Source organism: Pseudomonadota bacterium, from assembly GCA_037200975.1.
Lineage (GTDB): Bacteria > Pseudomonadota > Gammaproteobacteria > Steroidobacterales > Steroidobacteraceae > CADEED01.
This window is the reverse complement of record JBBCGI010000001.1, coordinates 4459684-4480690: the sequence shown is the minus strand read 5'-3', so window position 1 is coordinate 4480690 and position 21007 is coordinate 4459684. Positions and strand designations below refer to the sequence as shown.

The window sequence follows — 21007 nt, the reverse complement described above, 5'->3', positions numbered from 1 at the left end:
GGAACCGTTGAAAACGGTCAAAGGCCCAAACGCGGAGCGCGCGGACTGTGGAATGGAGCGATCAGCTTCAGCCTGATCCACATCCCGGTGAGTTTGCATACCGCGGCGAAGGCGCACGAGCTCGATCTGAACTTGCTCGACAAGCGCGATTTCGCGCCGGTGGGTTATCAACGCTACAACAAGGCCACCGGCAAGGTCGTCGACTGGAACCAGGTCGTGAAGGGGTTCGAATATGAAAAGGGCGAATACGTGGTGCTCACGGACGAGGACTTCCGCCGCGCCAATGTCGAAGCGTCTCGCACCATCGACATCCAGACCTTCGTCGATCGCGACGCGATCGCGCCTTACTACTTCGACACGCCCTACTTCCTGGTGCCCGACAAGAACGGCGAGCGCGTCTACTCGCTGCTGCGCGAAGCGCTGGAGCAATCGAAGAAGCTTGCCGTGGCGACATTCGTGCTGCGCAGCCGGCAGCACGTCGCGGCGCTGATGCCGGTCGACAAGCTCATCGTGCTGAACACGCTGCGTTATCACGAGGAGATCCAGCCGCATCCGGACGTGGTTGCCAGTACGAAAAAAGCTGCCGCGAATGCCAGTGGCCGCGAGCTGACGATGGCGCTGAAGCTGGTCGATGAAATGACGGAGAAATGGAAACCGGAGGTGTTCAGCGACACCTATCGCGACGACCTGATGAAGCGGATCGAGCAGAAGGTGAAGGCCGGGCAGACGCATACGTTGACCGAGCCTGAAGAGGAAGTGACCGAACGTGTCGCCGGTGGCGGCGGCAAGGTCGTGGATCTCATGTCGCTGCTGCAACGGAGCCTGGATCAGAAAGGCGGCTCGGGCGAACCGGCGGCGCGCGCAAGCAAACGCAAACACAGCGCTGTGCGGCGGCGGACTACCCACCCGCGCTCCGCGCGGCGCGCCTGATGCATGGCCGACGCAGGAAATCGCGCTGAACACACGCGGCTGAAACGCTACGCGGCCAAGCGCGATTTCAAGAAGACCGCCGAGCCCAGCGACAGAGCGCGCGGCGCCCGCGGAAAACGACTCATCTTCGTCATCCAGAAGCACGCGGCGCGGCGGCTGCATTGGGATTTTCGCCTCGAATGGGAAGGCACATTGCGCAGCTGGGCGGTGCCGAAGGGCCCGTCGCTCGACCCGGCAGACAAGCGGCTCGCGGTCGAAGTCGAAGACCATCCCATCGCCTATGCCAGATTCGAGGGTGATATTCCGAAGGGCGAATATGGCGGCGGTCACGTCGACATCTGGGACAACGGCCACTGGGAGCCGCACGGCGACGCGGCGAAGGCGCTGAAGAAGGGGCATCTCGAATTCGAGCTGTTTGGCAAGAAGTTGTCCGGGCGCTGGCACTTGGTGCGTACGCGGATGCAGGGCAAGGCGCAGCAGTGGCTGCTCATGAAGTCCGGCGATTTCGCGGCGCGCGTGGGCGCGGACGCGGATGTCATCGATGCGGGCCAGGCGGATGCGCCGGGGCGCATGGTGCGTGCGAAGAAGCTGAAGACGTCGGTAGGGGTGCCCAAACCGGTGCGCGGCGGCGGGCCTAAGCCGAGATCGGCGAAAGCCAGGGGCACACATGGCAAAGCGCTGCCCGCCTCGATCAAGCCGCAGTTGGCGACGTTGGTCGACGCGGCGCCCGAGGGCGACGATTGGGTCTTCGAGCTCAAGTACGACGGCGTGCGGCTGCTGTGCCGCTGCGATGGCGACGACGTGCGCTGCATCTCGCGTAACGGAATCGACTGGACTCACAAGGTGGGGCCCGTCGTCGAGGCGTTGCAGAAGCTCAAACTATCGGGCGCGTGGGTGGATGGCGAGTTGATCGTCACCGATCCCAATGGCCGTTCGGATTTCTCGCTGCTGCAGCACATGCTCGAGCAGGGGCGGCTCGAGGAACTCGCGTTCTGCGCGTTCGATCTGCTGTTCTACGATGGGAAGGATTTGCGCACTTTGCCGCTTTCCGAGCGCAAGATCCGCCTTGACGCGGCGTTCAACAAATTGCCAGCCAAGGGGCCGATCCGCCTCGCCGACCAGATCCACAGCGACAGCGCGGAGTTGCTGAAGCGCGTCTGCAACCAGCACCTCGAAGGGCTGGTCGCCAAGAAAGTCGATTCACCCTATACCGGTGACCGGTCGCAGAACTGGCTGAAGGTCAAATGCCATCGTGAACAGGAGTTCGTGGTGGGCGGCGCCGCCTATCTACCCGGACGCGGGACGGGCACGTTCTCGTCCCTGCTCGTCGGCGTGAGGTCCGCCAAGGGATTGAGGTATGTCGGGCGCGTGGGCGGGGGATTCGATGCACCAGAGCGCGCCGAGTGGGTGACGCGGGTCAAGAAGCTCGGGCGCAGGGACAGCCCGTTCGACAAACTGCCGGACAAGCGCCCGGGCGAGATCTGGCACTGGATGAGGCCGGAGCTGGTGATCCAGGTGGCATTTGCGGATTGGACGCACGGTGGCATCCTGCGGCAACCCAGGTATCTCGGGCTGCGCGCCGACCGGGACGCGAAGACGGTCGTGCGCGAAGAACCGCTCAGAGTCGAGGCCGTGGTGAAAAAGCAAAGCAGCACACGTGGTAAGACTGCGAAGACAGCACGCCGGGGCGCGGCTCCTGCCCGCGCGGCGAAGTCCGCGGATGCGGCCGCGCAAATCGGCGGAGTCTCGCTGAGCCATCCCGAGCGCGTGTTGTTCCCCCACGATGGAGTGACCAAACTACAGCTCGCGCAGTATTTCGACGCGGTGGGCGAAGCGGCGATGCCGCACTACCGCGGTCGGCCGCTCTCGATCTTGCGCAACACTCACGGGTCACAGCCGTTTTTTCAAAAGCATTTCCTCGAAAAGTCGGGCGCCGGACTACGCGTCGTGAAGATTCCCAATGCCGACAAGGACCCGGATTTCGTCGTCTGCGATTCGCCCGAAGGCCTGCTGCATCTGGCGCAGGTCGGCGCGGTCGAGCTGCATGGCTGGGGCGCGGTGATGCCGAAGCCCACGCGCGCGGATCGGCTCACGTTCGATCTCGACCCCGGCGCGGATCTGCCCTATCCGCCGCTGCGCGAAGCCGCGCTTGCGATCCGCAAGCTCATGCGGGATCTCGGCCTCGAATCGTGGGTGAAAACCACCGGCGGCAAGGGCCTGCATGTCGTGATCCCGCTGACCGGGGCGCTGCCGGAATGGGACACCGCGAAGGAATTCACACGCGGCGTCACGCGTTTCATGGAGAAACTCGCCCCGACGATGTTCACGTCGAAGACCGGCGAACGCAATCGCAAGAACAAGATCTTCGTCGACTATCTACGCAATGGGTTCGGCGCGACCGCGGTCGCGGCGTTCTCGCCGCGCTGGCGGCCGGGTGTGGGCGTCTCGACGCCCGTGAGCTGGGATGAGATCGATGAAGACATCCGTGGCACGCACTTCAATCTGCACAACGTGCCGGATCGCGTGGCGAAGCAACGCAAGGATCCCTGGGCCGGCTACTGGAAAGCCGCGCAGACGCTCGACAAGCCGAAGATCAAGAAGCTGGAAGGCATGTAAGGGTGCCGGGTGGGGAAAGTGGGGAAAGCCGCTTTCCCCACTTTCCCCACCCGGCACCCTCCTTCATCTCTCTATCCGGTACTCGACGCCGGCGCGGGTCTCTTCGGATCCGCGTTGCACTTTGACGCCCACGGAATCCGACAGCTTGTAGCGTAGCGCGATGACCTCGCCCGGCTCGAACAAGCCGACGCCATAGCTCAGATACAACCGCGGCGACAGGTATTCGCCGATCGTCAGCGCCGAGCCGCCGATCAACTCGTTCTCCTCCACTCCCGCCTCGTCGAGGCCGAGCCGATTGCCGATGCGCTTCGCCACCAAACCACCCGCGGCGCCTTCGAGGGACTGCGTCGCGGACGCGAGAGCCGACTGCGAACTGCCGCTGGCGCTGCCCACATCCGACAGCGAACGGCCGGTTACAAGATACGACAACGCATCGGCCTCGCCGACGTTGGGATCCGAGATCACCGTGATGATGGGCCTCTGCGCCGACCCGCCGATGCGCAGCCCCGTCGTCATCGCGCTGCTGATCTCACGCGTTGCCACGATCGAAAGACGCGGATTGTCGAGCGGCGTACCGGCGAACAGCAGGCGCCCGTCCTTGATGGTGAGGTCCTGTCCGTACGCCTTGTAGCGCCCCGCCACCGTCAGCTGGCCCGACCCCGAGGTCGGCACGCCCGGCGCTTCGCGCACGACGAGCTGACCGAACACTGTCGCGTCCAGCCCATAACCGGTGATGGCAATCTTGTCGCCCAGTTTCACCGTGATCAGCGCCGTGATCGGCAACCCCGCGCTCTGCGCCGCGCGATCCACTTCCTTGCCGTTGCGGATCACGACCACGTCCGGTGACACCCCGGGCGGCTGATCCTGCGGCAGCTTCTGCAGATTGATCGTCGCGCTCGGAATCGTGACCTCACCCTTCAATAGATAGCCCTTCGAATCGCCGGTGAGTGTGAGGTCCGGCGTCATGACGACGTTGGCCGCCGGAATATCCGCCGCCAGGAAATTCTGGCCGAGCACTTTGACGTCCACGACACCGCGCTCGTCCATCGCGCCCTCGAATTCGAGGTGCCCTTTCCCCGAAGCCACGGACCCGGCGAGATTGAATCCCCCCGTACGCTTCGCCTCGCCGCGCAGGCGTCCGTCGCGCAGCTCGATGCCGAGCGCGCCGAGGTCAGCCTGTAGTTTGGTGGCGTCGACATTGCCCGTGAACTCCGGCTTCGCGATCGTGCCGCCGATCTCGATCTGCGCGTTCACCGCGCCGTCGAGATTCGCAACGGCCGGGACGAAAGCACCGAAGGGCGCCAGCGTCGGCATCGCGGCATCGATCTTCCCGGCGATCTTCGGCGTCGGAGCATTCAAGTCCGATGCCGTGACACTCGCGCTGACGTTGCCACCGTGATCGAGCTTCGCCGTCAGCCTTGCGGCTGCTTTCACGCCGGCGAAATCCACCTGCATGTCGAGATCCTCATAGATGAGCAGCGTGCCCCGCGACGCCAGCGGCGCCGCGCCCGCGTTGGCATCCTCGCCCTCCTGCGCCACTACCAGCCGCGCCGACTCCGACTTCACGGCAAGATCACCTATCCACTGCCCGTCGGCACCACGGCGCACCCGGCCATGCCCCTGCAATTCGCCCTGCAACTCGCCCGCCAACGCCTCCGGCGCCAGCGAGTTGGCGAGCTTGAGGGGCACTCGCTCGAAGGAATAACCCGCATCGAGCGCGCCCGATGCCTCGAACTTCATGGCCGAACACAACACCGTCGGCCGGTCTTCGAGACAGGTCTGCGACAGCGACACATTGCCTTTCTCCAGCACCAGGCGCGACGGCTCGCGCAGTGTGAGCGTGGCGATGTCGGCGGCCTTGAAATCCAGCCTGGCGAGCTCTCCGCTCCAGCCGTCCTTCGTGCGACCGCCCGCCAATTCCACCGTGCCATCGAATTGTTCGCTGTCCGCGCTGGCAGTCACATGATGCTTCGCCTGATTGCCGGAGGCGTCGAGCGTCACTTGCGCGAATACCTGTCCACCTACCGTGACCTGCGTGGCCACGGCGTGCACCTTGCCATCGGGATCCAGCGGGCTCGCAACCGAAGCGTCGACGTGCAGCTTCACGATGCTGTTCTCACCCATGCCGAGCGATTTGCCATCCGCGGCGCCCGCGATCGTGAGTTTGGGCCACACGCCCTGCACGGTGAACCGCCCTGTCAAACTACCCTGTGTATCCGGCACCCAGTCGTTGAGTGAAGCGATGGCGATTTCGACCGTCGCGTCGACTTGGCTCCGGTCGCCGCCCGAACCCTTGACCGCGATCCGGCTCTTGCCGGACGACACGCGCAGAGCGCCGGCCAGCGTCGCAGGCGCCGCAAACTCGATGTCGCCGTCGCCCGCGATTGGCCGGCCGCGCAATTCTCCCGACAGCGACGCGATGTGCAGCGTGCCGTGCGGACCGGCTTCGGCCAACTGGCCCTTGCTCGAGACGTCGAGATTCACGCGGCCCGGCCAGTCGGCCAGCAACTCGCCCGGATTGAATTCGCGCGCCAGCGCTTTCACGTCCCAGGCCACTTGCGGATCGAACTGCACCGTGCCGGTCATCGCGAACTGCCCGGCGCGTTGCTGCAGCTCGAGCTGTTTGAGCGAGACCATCTTGTCGGTGCCCGCGACGTCGAGCACGACGTGCGTCAGCTCGCCCGGCGGACCGATGTCGAGCTCACCGGCGGCGGAATACGCTTGCGGCGTACCGTCGAGAGAAATCGCACCGCGACTGGCGATCACGCGTCCGGCCAGGCTCTCGGGCACGAGAACCTCCTTCCACTGTGCCTTCAGTGCTCCGCGCACCGTATCCGCTTCCGGCGTCACGCGTCCCGACACCACCAGGCTTCCGCCGACATCTCCGGGCTTCACCGCGAGCGTCTCGACAATCAATTCGCGAGCCTTCCACTGCGCACTCAAGCCGATCTGCCGCACCGTCGCGAGCTTCTCTTTCTCGCGGTAGATAGTCGCATCCGCCAGCAGGAAATCCTTGATGGTCATCTCGAGCGGCGGCTCGATCCACAGCGGCTCGTCGGGCTCCTCCTCGTCCTTTTCAGGCGGCAACACCAACACGAGTCCACGCACGCGTGCATGGTCGATCCGCAACACCCGCGAGAACAACATCATCAACGTGGGATCCATCGTCAACGATTCGATACTGATGCGTGCCTTGTCGATGCCGCCATCGAAGCGGAAGTCTGCGATCGTGAGCTGTCCTGCGATGGTGCCATCCAGCTTTCCGTACTTCACCTGGGGTGCGAACCGCGATGTGGCCATGTCCGCGACCCAGCGCGCACCCGACGTCGTGAACAGCAACCACGCGAGCAAGCCCGCGACCAGCACCAGCAGCGACGCGAACGCGCCGCCGCCCCAGAGCAACACTTTCTTGAGCGGTGGCGCCTTCACAAATCGGGCCCCAGCTGCACGTGCAGCCGCCAGCTATCCTGCAACGGCAGATCCGTCTGCACCGGAAATCCCACGTCGATGCGGATCGGTCCGACCGGCGAACGCCAGCGCACACCCACGCCCGCGCCGACATTGACCGAGAACGTGTCGGTGAACGCGTCGCCCGCATCCACGAACACCGCGGCGCCCCAGTCCTCGCGGAAGTAATACTCGTACTCGGCGCTGGCCACGGCGAGGTATTTGCCCCCGATGATGATGCCATTGGCATTGATCTCGCCGATCTCGTGGTAATCGAAGCCGCGGATCGACCGATCGCCACCGGCAAAGAAGCGCAGGTCCGGCGGCAGTGCGTCGAAGTTGCCGACGGTCATCGCACCGACCTCGCCGCGTAGTTTGATGCGCGCCTTGTCTCCCTGCGGAATCAGCCAAGTCAACCGGCCCCAGGTCTGCGCGATGTCGGTGTCCGACAGCACCGCCTCGCTCGCCGCGCGTACGCCGAAGTCGAGCACGTATCCCTTGCGGGGAAAAAGCCGGTCGTTCACGCGCCGTTGGCTCAGCGATGCTTCCGCGAACAGCAGCTTCGAACTGCCGAACTCGAGATTGTCATCGTCGCGGCCCAGTTGAAAATCGCCGCGCAGATATTTCAAGCCGATGGTGCGCGTGAACCCGTGCCAGCGTTTCTCCGAGCGCGAGGCCGCCAGCGTGAAATTGCGCGAGCGGCTCACGTCGGTGGTTTCGTCGCGGTACGCAATGCCGAAATCATACGAACGATCGTCGCGGCGAGGTCGCGGAATCTGATAGTGCACCGCCGCTTCCTGCAGGCGCTGCGAGTATTCGGCCTGCACGTCGGCCTTGTGGCCTTTGTCGTTCAGCCAGCGCCGCGCCGCGCCCACACGCACACCCGCGCCAAAGTCGGTGCTGTAGTAGACCTCCCCCGAATACACCATGCGCTGATCGCGATTGAGCAGGATGTCGATCGGCACCGAGCCGTCTTTCTTCTCGTCGAGTGCCGGCGCCACCGACACCAGCTCGAAGTAGTCGGCGTCGACCAGCCGCTGCTGCAGGTTCAATACCTGCTCGGAGTTGAAATACGCGTCCTCTTTCCAGGGGATGAAGTCGCGCAGGAATTTTTCCGGAAACGGAGCATTGCCCGCGAAGCGCACGTCGCCGAATTTGTAGCGCACCCCGCTCTCCCAGGCGAGATCGACATCGGCGGACGATTCTTCCGGCCGGATCGTCACGCGGCGCTGCGTGATCGTGGCATCTAGATAGCCCGCACCTCGCAGGCTCGAATCGATCACGGCCTTGCTCGCTTCGTACGAGGCGTGATCGAAGCGTTCGCCCACCTTGGGAACGAAACCGTCGAGCGCGTTGCGGACCCGGCGTTGCTCGTTGCCATCGCCCACGACCTCGACACGCTCCGTGCGCACGATGGCCGGTTCGCCCGGCGTGATGGTGAACTTCGCTTTCCAACCTTTGGTGGCGTCGCCGCTCAGCTCCTTCTGGACCTGCGCGTTGTAGTAGCCGAAAGGCTCGAGCGCCTGCTTGATCTGCGCGTCGGATTTCTTGAACGCCGACCTCAGCTCGGACGGGGAGATGTCGCGCTTGGCGTATTCATCGAGGCCAAGCGTGGCGCGAACTGCATCGCGCTGTTCTTCAGGCAGACCGTCGATCTCGATATCGACCCCGGCCGCGCGCGCACCGGCCGCAGCCAGCAGCAGGATCAGAGCCAGACCTTGCGCCCATCCATTCGCCCGCACGTCTAAATGATGCCGACCGTGCTGCCAAGGAACTTGAGCATGCGACTCTCCGGGGGAACCTTCGGAGAAGATCGCGATTTGGCACCTGCCGGTCTGTAAGGGAATTGGTAGTCGCGAGTGGGATCGAACCACCGACCACCTCCATGTCAAGGAGGTGCTCTACCACTGAGCTACGCGACTGCCGCAAGAGGCCGCGAAGGATACTGGAGGGTGCCGGGTGAGGAAAGTGGGGAAACGCGGCTGGACCCCTCAAATCCCGGATTCAGGTGGGGTTTTGAGCCGTTACCCGGGCTTCCTCGCCCAACTGGCGCATGGCATACCGAAGCGTTGCCCGATCGCGCTTCAGAAACCGCGCCACTTCGGAGAGGGTGGCAACTCTAGCGGTGGTTGCCTCGCGCGCGAACCACCCCCGGGCTTTCACCAGATGCGCGTCGCGGGCGTCCGACAGCAGGTCTTGTTCGGTGGCGGTGAATCGCCGGCAGGCCTCTCCGAGTAAGTCGGTCAGCAACCTGGCGCGTGGGATCGTGGGGTTGGGCCGTGCAGGGACCGACAGAGATGCTGCCACGCGCGCAACGAACTCTTCATCGCCAAGAATTCCGGACTGTTCGAGCCGTGTCTCATCGAATTCATTCTCGGGAGAGGAATCGGCGATGAATTTCCGGTAGGCCGCGTGCGCGGCAGCTTTGTCTGGTGCAAACATCGCGAGGATGAAATCCGCGCTGAGCCAACTGGGCGAGTCACTCCCGGCGTAAGCACGATGACTCGACCAGGGATAATCCGACACGCGACGCGCCATCCCGGCCTTGACCGGGTTGAGATGGATGTAGCGCAATAACTCCAGCAGGTACGAGTCGGTATCAACCAGCATCGCGTGGTAACGCCGTTCGAACAGATGCCCGGTAGTGGGCAGCATTTTCTGAAACGCGCGCGCGTAGTTGGATGCGATTTCACGCATGACGCCACCCAGCGGCTCGTCACTCACCTGCACGAGGAAATGCAGATGGTTCGTCATCCAGCAGTACGCGTGCAGGCGAGCGCCGTATTTCAGGAGCGACTTCTGGACGATCGCATCCAGCAGACGGCGGTCGGATTCCGCGCGAAACAACGCCTGCTGATGGTTGCCGCGCAACGTGGCGTGGTAGAACCCGCCGGGCAGATGAAGCCGCAATCTGCGTGGCATCGACATCACTCGGTCGCCGGACGAAGGTCGCAGTATCAACCCTCGGCGCACGAGCCAGAAGCGCAGTTTGATGTGGGACCGCGGAGATTCTCTCTCCCCGGTTTCCCCACCCGGCACCCTATTTCTTCTTGGTCTTCTTGTTGATGAGGTCGATCATCTTGCCTACGGCTGCGTCGGCGTCGGTGGGCACGCCTGCCTCGTTCAACGCCGCCGCCGTCGCATTGCCCGCCGCGGTCCCGCCACCGGCGACGGACGCGCCAGAGAACGAACCCGGCGCCAACCGTTCGAAGCTCACGCTGTTCTGCCGCACCGACTTCACCACCTGGCCCGGCTGGATCTCGATCTCCGCGATGACGACGTTGTAGTTCCAGCTCTCGCCGATCGGCGGCTTCGCCTCGTAACGGATGACGCCGAACGTCGCGCTGCGCGCCTGGTTGGGCGCGAGGCTGAACTGCGTGTCGGCGCTGCGCGCAGACACGATGCCGATTCCCTTCACGCTGCCGTCGTACGTTCCGGGACGTCCCCATGTGAAGCTGTTGCCGAAATTGTCGACGGCCGCGCTCGACGACGCCTGGTAGCCCAGGATCAAAGGTTTGTCGCTGATGTTGCGGAAGCGGATGTTGAGCGACACGTAATGATGACGCACGCCCTTCGCCATTGCCGTCGGGGTGACCTGCACGACCTCGGCGATGAAGGTGCCCGCGTTGAAGCAACGCGGTGAACCCCCGCAGGGGTCCGTCGATGCCGGCGGCGGCGTGGCCGTGGCCGCGACTGCGCCCGTGACCGCAGCCTTCTGCCCGAGCGACGCGAAATGCACCGCATGCTCCTGCCCGAGCTTGAATTGATCCGCACCGGTCGCCGTCAATTCGCGGATCGCAAGATCCAGCTCGAAACTCACGCCGGCCTTGTTCTTGCCCGCATCCCACGTCAGCTCGAATTTCGCATCGCTGCCCTCGCCCGGCGGCAGCGTGAACTTCGGATCGAAATTGGTACCGGAGATCTCGCCGATCGCCCGTACGGCGCCCGGACCCGGCACGAGATAGCGGTTGCCGAGTTCGTCGAGCGCGAGACCGGACTCGCTGACGTAACCCAACGTCAGCGGCTTCGCGGTTTTGTTCTCGAAGTGCACTGTCGCAGTCACGACGCGATTCGTGCCCTGCTTGCTGGTGCGCAGGCTGGTGACGGTCGCGAGGAAGCTGCGCGTTTCGATGCAACTGGCGCCCGGCGCGCATTTCGGCGTGGCCGCCTGCGCCGCGAGCGCGCCCATGGCGCCGAGGAATGTAACCAGGATCCAGGCTTTGCGAATATTCATGGCGAACCTCAAGGTTGTTGCGCAAGCTGCACGCGGCCTAACAAGGTGCCGCCGCGGTTCTCGCGTAATTCGTATTCGATGACTTGCGTGGTGATGGTCCCGCCCTCGGGCGCGGCATGGACGTCGCGGATCTGCAGCAACGCGTCGATGGACACATCGGAGGAAAACCCGATGCGATCGCGCACTCCCTGCGCCTGCGCGGGCGGCACTTTCCAGGTTTGCGCCAGACGCGAATTGCCGAACTTGAGCGCCACTTTCTGGCCGAAGGCCTTGAACTCGACCACCGAGCTCGGCGAAAGCGCCCGCACCGTGAACTCGCCGTAGGTCGCGTCGTATTCGCTCAGGTTGGCGTGCATCGACAGGCGGATCGAACCCACGTGCTGCACGCTCTTGATGCCGGACTCCAGCTCCTGTCGAACCAGGTTGCGGGCGGCCGGCTTCTGGGTCGCCGGTGCCATGCGCACGCGCATGTCATCGTCGAGCCATTGATCGATCGGCGCGGGGATACCGGCGAGGTCGTAGTACAGCAGCACCATCGTGCTGCCGTCCGGATTGAGCAGCTCGCCTGAGCGCCCTGGCAATGCGGGTGTCAACGTGTTGCGCGGTGTGACCTCGCCGATCGGCTGGCTTTCGCTCGCGGCAGGCACGGCGCTTGCGACGCTGCTCGTGGCAACGGGCGCTTCGGTGCGCGCGCAGCCGGCCGCCAGCAACGTCAACGACGCTGCCACAACGACGCGCGGCGCGCGCGGACTAAAGCTGCGGGCCATCGGCGTTCTTCGCGGCTTCATCGACCTGCTGCTTGCGCTTGGCCATCTCGCCGCTTTCGAGCGCCTGCTCGGTTTCGGTGATGGCCTGATAACCCAGCGCCTGGTCGGCGACGCCGACTTCGACGTACTTGGCCAACGCCGGATTCTCGCGCATGGGAGCCACCTGCGCGGCGACCACGAGGCCGCAGTCGGGCGAGAAGTTAGTCCCGCCGTCGGGGCTCGACATCGCGGTGCATTGATTCGCGAGCGGCGAAGTCTCGGGCACGAAGCGGCCCTGCGGATCATGGATCCATGTCAGGATGATGATGTGCGGCTGGACCTGTTGACGGGTCGGAGCGCCATACTTTTTCGTGAGCGCGAGCGCGACGCTCTCCATCGTGGGATTGCGTCCTTCCGCGAACCATTCGCGGCGTGCGGCGGCGATCACACGTTCCTGGCCCGGCAGGCCCATGGTCGACACGTACCACTTTGCCTCGCCCGGCTTCATGTCTTCACGCACGGCGTTGCCGGAGCGCGCCATGAAGTCGTCCTGCATCTCTTTCATGATCTGTTGCGAGGTCTTCGCCACGCGCGGCTCGGCGAAACGCGCGGCAAAACCCTGGCGGATCGTGGCGCCGTAAGTCTTGATGTTGAAGCGCTGCGAGGTGTCGGGGTACGCGACGAGCAACTCGCCCGTGCACAACACGACATTCGTGGCTTCATCGAACGTGAGCCCGGGGCGCACGCCGACCACGTCGTCGACCGGCGCGTCGGCGGCGCGCGCGGGGCTGTCGATGTCCGCGGGGCAATCGACGTCACCGCGTGTTTCCTCGGCGACTTCTTCCGCCGTGGCGTTGCCGCTCGGCGCGGGCCGGTTGGCGGCGGAGGCACCGGGCTGGCCCGGCTTTCCGCCGCCGCACGCGGCTAACAACAACAGCAGCGACAGTGTTGCAATTCGGAAAGTGCGCATGGCCTATCTCCGGGTCTGGTCGGCGAAGGCGACCAGACGCTGCACGTTCTCGTTGAGCTTGAACAGCACGATCATCAGCTCGCACCAGATGCGCGAGCCGATCACGCCGCCCAGCGTGATGCCGATGGCGCGCATGAAGCCGCCGAAGGTCATGTACTGGAAGCCGGTGTAGAAGAGGCTGCCGAGACCGGCGAGCACGCAGCCGAGCAACAGCAGCCAATAGACGACCGTGATCACCTTGGGTGTCAGCATGGCGTCGAAATACAGGACGTTTCGCAGGTTCATCGCAGCTCCCTTTCCGCGTCGGCGGTTCTGGTTGTTTCGCTAAAGACGCACGCTGAGGTCAAACGTCAGGAAAGCGGGATGGGAAAAAGGGGACAGATCTATTTTTCGGCAGGTCCAAGGCGCGCACGGAAGGATCGTGCTCGAAAAATAGATCTGTCCCCTTTTTCCCATCCCGCTTTCCTGACGATCGGGGTCGCCGGGCGTCTTTACCGCATGAAACCCGCTTCGCTTGCGCAACGGATGGGCTGCGGTACGCTTGGGCGTGAATTCGCGCGGCCCACCGCGACGGGGTGCGTCTGGACAAGAACAATTTCATGCGCGCGTGCCGCGACGGGGGAGCGGCCATCGAGCAGGCGTTACGCAGCCTCGATCGCGATTTCTTCGCGGTGCTCTACTCGCGTGCGCTGCGCACCCTCCGCAATCCCGATGCCGCGCGCGACCTCGTGCAGGACACCTTCATCAAGGTGTGGCAACGCTGCGCGAGTTTTCACGGCGACTCCGAGCTGCTGCCGTGGATCGACGCGATCCTGCGCAACGGCGTGCTCGACTGGCTGCGCCGCAGCGGCCGTGAAGTGCCGTTCAACGACGGCGACGCCATGAATACCGAACTCTCCGCGCGGGTCGCCGAACTGTCGCAACGCGACGTCCCGACGCCGGATGACGATCTGAAGCGGCAGCAACTGGCCGAATGTTTCCAGAAGTGCTGGTCGCGCTTCGAAGCCGCCGCGCCATCCCATGCGGCAGTCATCTCCTGGATCGCCGCCGACGGCTTGTCGCACGAGGAGATCGGCGCGCTGCTCGAACGCTCGCCCGGCGCGACGCGCGAGTTCATCTCGCAATGTCGTAAACGCGCGCGGGTTCACCTCGCGGAATGGTACGAGCTCGCCTTCGGCAAGGAAGAAGCCCCATGAGCCAGGAAGATTTCAAGGACGACGATGCCAAGTGGTTAGACGCCCTCGCCGGCCGCGCCACCGATCTATCGGCAACACGCCGTGAAGCCGAAGCGCTGCGCGCGGCCTTGAGCGGTGCCAGGAAAGCGCCCGAGATGCCGGCGAACGACGAACTCGCCGCGGCCCGGCGCGAGGCACAGCTCGTGCAACGCGCGGTGGACGAAGGCCTCATCGAACGCACCCCGCGCCGCGGGCTGCCTCGCTGGCAGCTGCCGCTCGCCGCCAGCGTGTTGTTGGTGGTCGCCGCCGGCGTCGTCTTGCAGATTCAGCGGCCGGTTGCCACTCCCGAAGTATTGCGTGGCGACGAAGCGGGAATCGTGCGCCTCACGGCTCCAGACCCCGCGCGACTGGAGCGCGACCTGCTCGCCGAGCTGCGAGCGGCGCGTATCGAGGCCACCGGCTACGAAGCACTGGACGTCCACGGCATCGACGCCGACCTGCCGCTGCCACTACCCGCCGCCGTCAAGCAGGTACTCGACGCGCACGGCATTCCCGCGCCTGCCGACGGCGTGTTGCGCATCGAAATCCGGAGACCTGAATGACGCGGCGATGTGCCGGCTGGGCATTGTTGTTAGCCACGGTATTGGCACCGCGCGCCTTTGCGTTCGACCTGCCACTGGTCTGCAAGGAAATGGCCAGCCTGCCAACCCCGGGCGCGGACACCGAGCCGTTTCCGGCGTTGCGCGTGGCGGTCGAGAAGCTCATCGAGACGGATCCGAACGCGTCCGTGGCCTTGATCTGCAAGGTCATCCCGCGCGTCGAGCGCGAGCGCGGCGCCGATTCCGTCGAGATGGCCTGGTGGGTGGGCTCGCTCGGCACGCCGCTGATCGCGTTTCTCGACCGCATGCCCGAAGCCATTCCGCTGCTCGAATTCGCGCGGCCGATCTTCGAGAAGCGGCTCGGACCCTACTCGACCGAGGTCGCCGAGATCCACGTGGCCTATGCGTGGATCGCCACGCGCCAGGGGCGCAACACCGATGCCATCGCTGCCTGGCAAAACGCGCGGCGTATCCGCGAACACAACCCCGGTCTCAAGAAGATAGAGCTGCAGAAGGTGCTGGTGGGGCTCGCGCAAAGCCAGGCATTCGTGCGCGATTTCGCCGCCGCGAAGATATCGCTGGCCCAGGCGCAGCGCATCCTCGAGAAAAACGATGCGTCCGTCAGCGAAGCGGCGGCCGCGATCGAAAACACCTACATCAACATCGCGTGGCGCGAAGAAGATTTCGCCGCCGTGCGCGCGCATGCCGAGCGCGCCATCCATATAGAAGAGCAAATGGCCGGCCCGGCGGTGCAACGCGTGCCGTCGTACGTATGGCTGGGCCAGAGTCTCGAGCGGCTCGATGAATTCGAAGGCGCGGAGGCCGCGCTGCGCAAGGCCGTCGCCATTTCGGAAAGCAAGGAAGGCGCGCCGCTGCAGCGGCATCAGCTGGCGGCGTACACACAACTCGCCGGGTTGCTGGTCGTGCGTGGCAGGCCCGCGGAGGCGCGCGACTTTGCCACCAAGGCGGTCGCGCTCGGCGAGGCGACGCGCGGCAAAGACGCCCCGATTCTCGTCCGTCCGCTGCAATATCTCGGCAGCGCCCAGCTCGCGCTCGGCGAACTGCCCGAAGCGCAGCGCACGTATGAGCGCGCGGGTGTCATCGTCGGGAACAACGCCGACATCGAGCGGCCGATTGTCGTTGCGCAACACCGCGGACTCGCGCGTGTGCAACTGGCGCTCGGAGAACGCGATCTCGCCCGCGCTTCGCTCGAAGCCGCGGCGCGCGCGGCCGGTGACGACCCGAAACTCGCCGTCGAACGTGCGGCCACGTTGCTGACGTTGGGCGCGCTCGGAGATAACCAGGACGCTGCCGCGGATCGTGACTCGGTGGCACGCGCCCTCGTCCTCTATCGCGGGCGCCTGCCGGATTCCCATCCGGCGATCCTGCGGGCGATCGCGGAAGGCTGCGCGCTCGAGATCAAGGCCGCTCCGGTCGCGATGACGCCGAGCTGCGAGGACGCCGCGCAGCGCATCGAGACATCGCGCGAGGCCGACCCCTTCCTGCGGCACGACGTCTACGCTTTGAACAGCGAACTGAGCGGAATACGCGGCGATGCGCAGCGCCAGTACATGCTCGCGATCCGCGCGTTGTCCGCCGCCAACACGCTGGGCACGCCCGACCCGCTGTGGCGCGCCGACTTCGCGCTGGCGCGCGTGCTGCAGTTGCGCACCGACCCCGCACTCGCGATCTTCTTCGGTAAGGAATCGATCGCGCAGATCGAACGGCTGCGCGGCCGCTTTGCCGGCGATGATCGCCGCCTCGAACGCACCTTCCTGGCCGACAAGGTCGGCGTGTACCGCACGGTCGCGGACTGGCTGATGTCCGCGGGCCGCATCGATGAAGGGCTCGACGTCCTGCGCCTGCTCAAGGCGGAGGAGTTGTACGACTTCGTGCTGCGCGACGCGCAGTGGAATCGCGAGAGCGGCATCGAGCTGACGCCCGACGAGAGCGCGTTGCGCGAGCGGTACCTGCAACTGCTCAACGCCGATGCGAACACGGGCGTCGAAATCGACCGCCTGGCGCGCCTGAACGAGACCGAGACCATCAGCGCCACCGAGCAGGCCGCGCTCGCGCAGTTGTTGTCCGGGCAACAGCAACGCGAAGCGGCGCGCGCCGAACGTATCCAGAGTTTTCTCGCCGGAGGGACCGCCGCGCCCCAGCCCACGCTGCGCACGGTGAAGGCGGAGAGGCTGGCACGCGAGCTCGCGGCTTTCGGCCCGGACGCGGCGCTGGCATTCTATCTACTGACGGACACGCGGCTGCGGGTTCTGATCGCCACGCGCCGCGGGCAGTTCGAGTACGAGTCCGCGGTCGACGCGCCGAAACTGCGGCGCGACATCGGCCGCTTCCTGGATGCGATCGCCAAGCGCGAAGACGTGAGCGCGATGTCGCAGGAACTCTATGCCGCCGTGGCGAAACCGCTCGACGAGGAAGCGCGGCGGGCCGGCGCGAAGCGCCTCGTGTTGTGGCTGGATGGCGCGCTGCGCTACATCCCGTTCGCGACGCTGAGCGACGGCAGGAACTACCTGGTCGACCGTTACTCGATCGAATCGTATGTGCCCGATGAACTGGCGGCCGGTGCCACGGCGCATCCGGCGTCGACGGCGGCGCTGACCGTGCGAGGCCTCGGCCTGACGAAAGCCGTCGCCGGATACGACGCGCTGCCCGCGATGGCAGACGAACTGTGCGACGTGGTGCGCGGGCCGATCGAAGGACTCGCGGTGCGCGGCCGCACCTGTCCGCGCGATGAGGTCGGCAACGGCGCGCTCGGCGGCGCGGGTTTTGCGGACGCTGCGTTCACACAGGCGCGGCTGCAGGGGCTGCTCACCGTCGATCGCACGTTTTCCGTGCTGCATCTCGGCACGCATTTCAGCCTGCGGCCGGGCAACGCGCGCCGCTCGTTCCTGTTGTTAGGCGATGGCAATAAGCTCACGCTCGATGCGATCGCGGATCTCGACTTCCACGATCTGCGGCTGGTGACGCTGTCGGCCTGCCAGAGCGGCCTCGGCGGCGCGACCACCGACGACGGCCGTGAGATCGAAGGCCTGAGCGCAATCGTGCAGCGCCGCGGCGCGGAACATGTGGTGGCGAGCCTGTGGCGCGTCGAAGATCGCAGCACCGCGCGCCTGATGCGCGGCATGTACGACGCGTTGTCCGCGCAGAAAGGCGACGCCGCCGGCGCCTTGCGGCGCTCGCAACTGAAGCTGCGGGCTGTGCGTGAGGGCTCCGCGCGCCCCTACGAGCATCCGTATTTCTGGGGCGGGTTTCTGGTGTCTACCTCACGATGAGTTGAGGACGATCCCGTCCATCTCTGCCTGAAGTCCGACGCAAGTGCGCGGTACTCTCCCCGCTTCGTCTTCAGCAGAGAATTCGCGTGCCATTCACCGTTTCACACGCCGCGGCGGTGCTGCCCCTGCATCGCCTCAGCCGGCAGTTGCTGCCCATCAGCGCGCTGATGATCGGCAGCATGGCGCCGGATTTCGGGTATTTCTTCTCGCTGGAGTCGAGCCGGCTGGTGACGCACAGCTTCGCGGGGTTGTTCACTTTCGCGCTGCCCGCCGGACTGCTCGTGTGGCTGTTCTACGTGCGTTTTCTCGAGAAGGCGACCATCACGTTGCTGGGGGATTCCTGGCACACCCGCTTCGCGCGCACCGAACCGTTGACGCCCGGGCTGATCGCGCGCGCGTGTATCGCCATCGTGCTGGGCGCGATCACTCACCTGCTGTGGGACGCCATCACGCACCGCGGGACTTTCGCGACGAATGCCTTCCCCGCGTTGCTGGGCCCGACGCCCGGTCTGAGCTGGCTGCCGATCTACCATTTCCTGCACGGATTGAGCTCGGTAGTTGGGCTCGTGTTGCTCGGAATGTGGGCGCATGGATTGCGCCGGCAGCCCGCGCGGGCGCTCATCCGGCCTTACCACATCAGCGATCGCGCACGGATCATCGCGCTGGGGCTGCTCGCCGCCGGCTTGCTGATCGCAGGAGTGGTGGACTGGCTGCCGTACGCTGGCGCGCGTTACGACTTGCAGCTCTTCTACGCCGCCGTCGGATCGATGTCCGGCTTCTTCGTGGCGTGGTGCGGCGTAGCCATCTGGATGAAGTCGGTGTCAGGTGGGACTTAGCGAAACTAGCGCAGCGCTAGTTCCGCTAAGTCCCACCTGACACCAACCCGCCGCCCACCAGGCCCAGCTCCTGCTGCTTGAGCTTCTCGATGGCATCGCGCAGGCGCGCGGCTTCTTCGAATTCGAGATTGCGTGCGCGCTTGAACATCTCCGCTTCCATGCGCTTGATCTCGCGCACGATCTGCTCGGGCGACAACATGCGCAGGTTGGGCGCGGCTTCTTCCGCGCCGCGCTTTTTCTTGCCCATCTTGTAGCCGAAGTCTGTGGTATCGGCGCGCGCGCCTTCCATCACGTCGTTGATGTTCTTGCGGATACTGAGCGGCGTGAGATTGTGTTCCTTGTTGTAGGCGAGCTGCACATTGCGGCGCCGGTCGGTCTCCTCCATCGCGCGCTGCATCGACCCGGTGATGCGATCCGCGTACAGGATCGCCTTGCCGTTCACATGGCGCGCCGCGCGGCCCATCGTCTGGATCAGCGAATTGTCCGAGCGCAGGAAGCCTTCCTTGTCCGCATCGAGAATCGCCACCAGCGACACCTCGGGCATGTCCAGTCCTTCGCGCAGCAGGTTGATGCCCACGATCACATCGAACTTGCCGAGCCGCAGGTCGCGGATGATCTCCATGCGCTCCACGGTCTCCACGTCCGCGTGCAGATATCGCACTTTCACGCCGTGCTCGTGCAGATACTCGGTCAGATCCTCCGACATGCGTTTGGTCAACGTCGTGATCAGCACCCGCTCATCCTGCGCCGCGCGCAGCTTGATCTCGCTCAACACGTCGTCGACCTGCGAGGCCACGGGCCGCACTTCCACCACCGGATCCACCAGGTGCGTGGGCCGCAGCAACTGCTCGACCGTTTGCGCCGCGTGCGCCGCTTCGTATTTGCCCGGCGTCGCGCTGACGAAGATCATCTGCGGCGCAAGTTGCTCCCATTCTTCGAACTTCAGCGGCCGGTTGTCGAGCGCGCTCGGCATCCGGAAGCCGTACTCGACCAGCGTCTCCTTGCGCGACCGGTCGCCCTTGTACATGGCGCCCAGCTGCGGAATGGTCTGGTGACTCTCGTCGATTATCAACAGCGAATTCGCGGGTAGATAGTCGAACAGGCACGGTGGCGGCTCACCCGCCGCGCGGCCGGAGAGATAACGGGAATAGTTCTCGATCCCGGCGCAATACCCCACCTCTTTCATCATCTCCATGTCGAACATCGTGCGCTGCTCGAGGCGCTGCGCCTCCACCAGCTTGTTCTGCTCGCGCAGCACCTTGAGCCGGTCGCGCAGTTCTTCGCGGATGAAGTCGATGGCGCCAATCAGGCGCTCCTTCGGCGTCACATAGTGCGATCCGGGGTAGATAGTGAAGCGCGGCACCTTGCGCTGGATCTCGCCGGTCAGCGGATCGAACAGCGCGATCGATTCGACGGTCTCGTCAAACAGCTCCACGCGCACCGCTTCACGCGCGGATTCCGCCGGGAAGATATCGACCACGTCGCCGCGCACTCGATACGTGCCCGCCTGCAGATCCATTTCATTGCGCGTGTACTGCATGTCCGCGAGCCGGCGCAGCAGCCGACGCTGGTCCATACGCTCGCCGCGATTCAGATGCAGGATCATCGAATGGTACGCAGCCGGATCGCCCAGACCGTAGATAGCCGAGACCGTGGCCACGATGATGGAATCGCTGCGCTCGAGCAGCGCCTTGGTCGCCGACAGGCGCATCTGTTCGATGTGCTCGTTGATCGAGGCGTCCTTCTCTATATAAGTGTCGCTCGAGGGCACGTACGCCTCGGGCTGGTAGTAGTCGTAGTACGAAACGAAGTACTCGACCGCGTTCTCGGGGAAGTACTCCTTGAATTCGCCGTACAGCTGGGCGGCCAGCGTCTTGTTGTGCGCCATCACCAGCGTGGGTCGCTGGACGCTTTGAATGATCTTCGCGGCCGAAAAAGTCTTTCCGCTTCCCGTCACGCCCAGCAACGTCTGGTGCCGGAAGCCGTCATTCAGCCCCTCGACCAGCTTGGCAATCGCCTGCGGCTGGTCACCGGCGGGTTCGTAGTCTGCTTTCAGTACAAAAGGCTTAGTTTCCATGCATTTGGCCGCTCAGTGAGCCGTGTCTACAGAAAGTGGATCGCGTAATATACGCGCCGTTTTCCGAATCCCAACCCGTCCTTTAAT

Annotated in this window: 14 protein-coding genes and 1 tRNA gene; 6 read left to right on the top strand and 9 right to left on the bottom strand. The window is 64.9% G+C overall.

Annotated elements, in window-relative coordinates; translation table 11 throughout:
* The first annotated feature begins 45 nt into the window (after positions 1-45).
* Both WDO72_20175 and ligD read left to right on the top strand, forming a co-directional pair.
* Complete coding sequence (locus tag WDO72_20175) at positions 46-930, top strand: Ku protein (GenBank protein ID MEJ0087991.1); 885 nt, start codon at positions 46-48, stop codon at positions 928-930.
* A gap of 3 nt (positions 931-933) precedes the next feature.
* Positions 934-3546 carry a DNA ligase D gene (gene ligD / locus WDO72_20170; protein MEJ0087990.1) on the top strand — a complete coding sequence of 871 codons (2613 nt, stop codon included), beginning with the start codon at positions 934-936 and terminating at the stop codon, positions 3544-3546.
* A 63-nt stretch (positions 3547-3609) separates the two neighbouring features.
* Here ligD and WDO72_20165 read toward each other — a convergent pair whose 3' ends face one another.
* The 8 genes from WDO72_20165 to WDO72_20130 form a co-directional block, all read right to left on the bottom strand.
* Positions 3610-6975, bottom strand: coding sequence for a translocation/assembly module TamB domain-containing protein (locus WDO72_20165; GenBank protein MEJ0087989.1), 3366 nt, complete (start codon positions 6973-6975; stop codon positions 3610-3612).
* Positions 6972-8735: an outer membrane protein assembly factor gene (locus WDO72_20160; protein ID MEJ0087988.1), complete on the bottom strand. Its 1764-nt coding sequence runs from the start codon at positions 8733-8735 to the stop codon at positions 6972-6974. Before WDO72_20160 ends, WDO72_20165 begins: the two co-directional genes overlap by 4 nt.
* A 105-nt stretch (positions 8736-8840) precedes the next feature.
* Positions 8841-8915, bottom strand: a tRNA-Val gene (locus WDO72_20155).
* Positions 8916-8997: 82 nt separating this feature from the next.
* Positions 8998-9915 carry a transposase gene (locus tag WDO72_20150; protein ID MEJ0087987.1) on the bottom strand — a complete coding sequence of 306 codons (918 nt, stop codon included), beginning with the start codon at positions 9913-9915 and terminating at the stop codon, positions 8998-9000.
* Between the two features lie 118 nt (positions 9916-10033).
* Positions 10034-11227, bottom strand: coding sequence for a hypothetical protein (locus WDO72_20145; protein ID MEJ0087986.1), 1194 nt, complete (start codon positions 11225-11227; stop codon positions 10034-10036).
* Positions 11228-11235: 8 nt separating this feature from the next.
* Positions 11236-11994 carry a hypothetical protein gene (locus tag WDO72_20140; protein MEJ0087985.1) on the bottom strand — a complete coding sequence of 253 codons (759 nt, stop codon included), beginning with the start codon at positions 11992-11994 and terminating at the stop codon, positions 11236-11238.
* On the bottom strand, positions 11978-12943 hold the full coding sequence (locus WDO72_20135; protein ID MEJ0087984.1) for a hypothetical protein: 966 nt from the start codon (positions 12941-12943) through the stop codon (positions 11978-11980). Before WDO72_20135 ends, WDO72_20140 begins: the two co-directional genes overlap by 17 nt.
* A gap of 3 nt (positions 12944-12946) precedes the next feature.
* A complete protein-coding gene (locus WDO72_20130; GenBank protein ID MEJ0087983.1) occupies positions 12947-13228 on the bottom strand; it encodes a DUF4282 domain-containing protein in 282 nt (93 codons plus the stop codon).
* Between the two features lie 314 nt (positions 13229-13542).
* Between WDO72_20130 and WDO72_20125 the strand changes: the two genes are divergently transcribed.
* From WDO72_20125 to WDO72_20110, 4 genes are all read left to right on the top strand, one after another.
* Positions 13543-14139, top strand: a complete 597-nt coding sequence (locus WDO72_20125; GenBank protein ID MEJ0087982.1) for a sigma-70 family RNA polymerase sigma factor — start codon at positions 13543-13545, stop codon at positions 14137-14139.
* Positions 14136-14720 (top strand): hypothetical protein, encoded by a 585-nt coding sequence (locus tag WDO72_20120; GenBank protein MEJ0087981.1) that lies wholly within the window; start codon positions 14136-14138, stop codon positions 14718-14720. The genes WDO72_20125 and WDO72_20120 overlap by 4 nt, the downstream gene beginning before the upstream one ends.
* Entirely contained in the window at positions 14717-18007 is a 3291-nt protein-coding gene (locus tag WDO72_20115) for a CHAT domain-containing protein (GenBank protein MEJ0087980.1), read from the top strand. Before WDO72_20120 ends, WDO72_20115 begins: the two co-directional genes overlap by 4 nt.
* Positions 18008-18093: 86 nt before the next feature.
* Positions 18094-18843, top strand: coding sequence for a DUF4184 family protein (locus tag WDO72_20110; protein ID MEJ0087979.1), 750 nt, complete (start codon positions 18094-18096; stop codon positions 18841-18843).
* A gap of 25 nt (positions 18844-18868) precedes the next feature.
* On the opposite strand, the gene uvrB is transcribed toward WDO72_20110, so the two are convergent.
* Complete coding sequence (gene uvrB / locus WDO72_20105) at positions 18869-20920, bottom strand: excinuclease ABC subunit UvrB (protein ID MEJ0087978.1); 2052 nt, start codon at positions 20918-20920, stop codon at positions 18869-18871.
* Between the last annotated feature and the right edge of the window lie 87 nt (positions 20921-21007).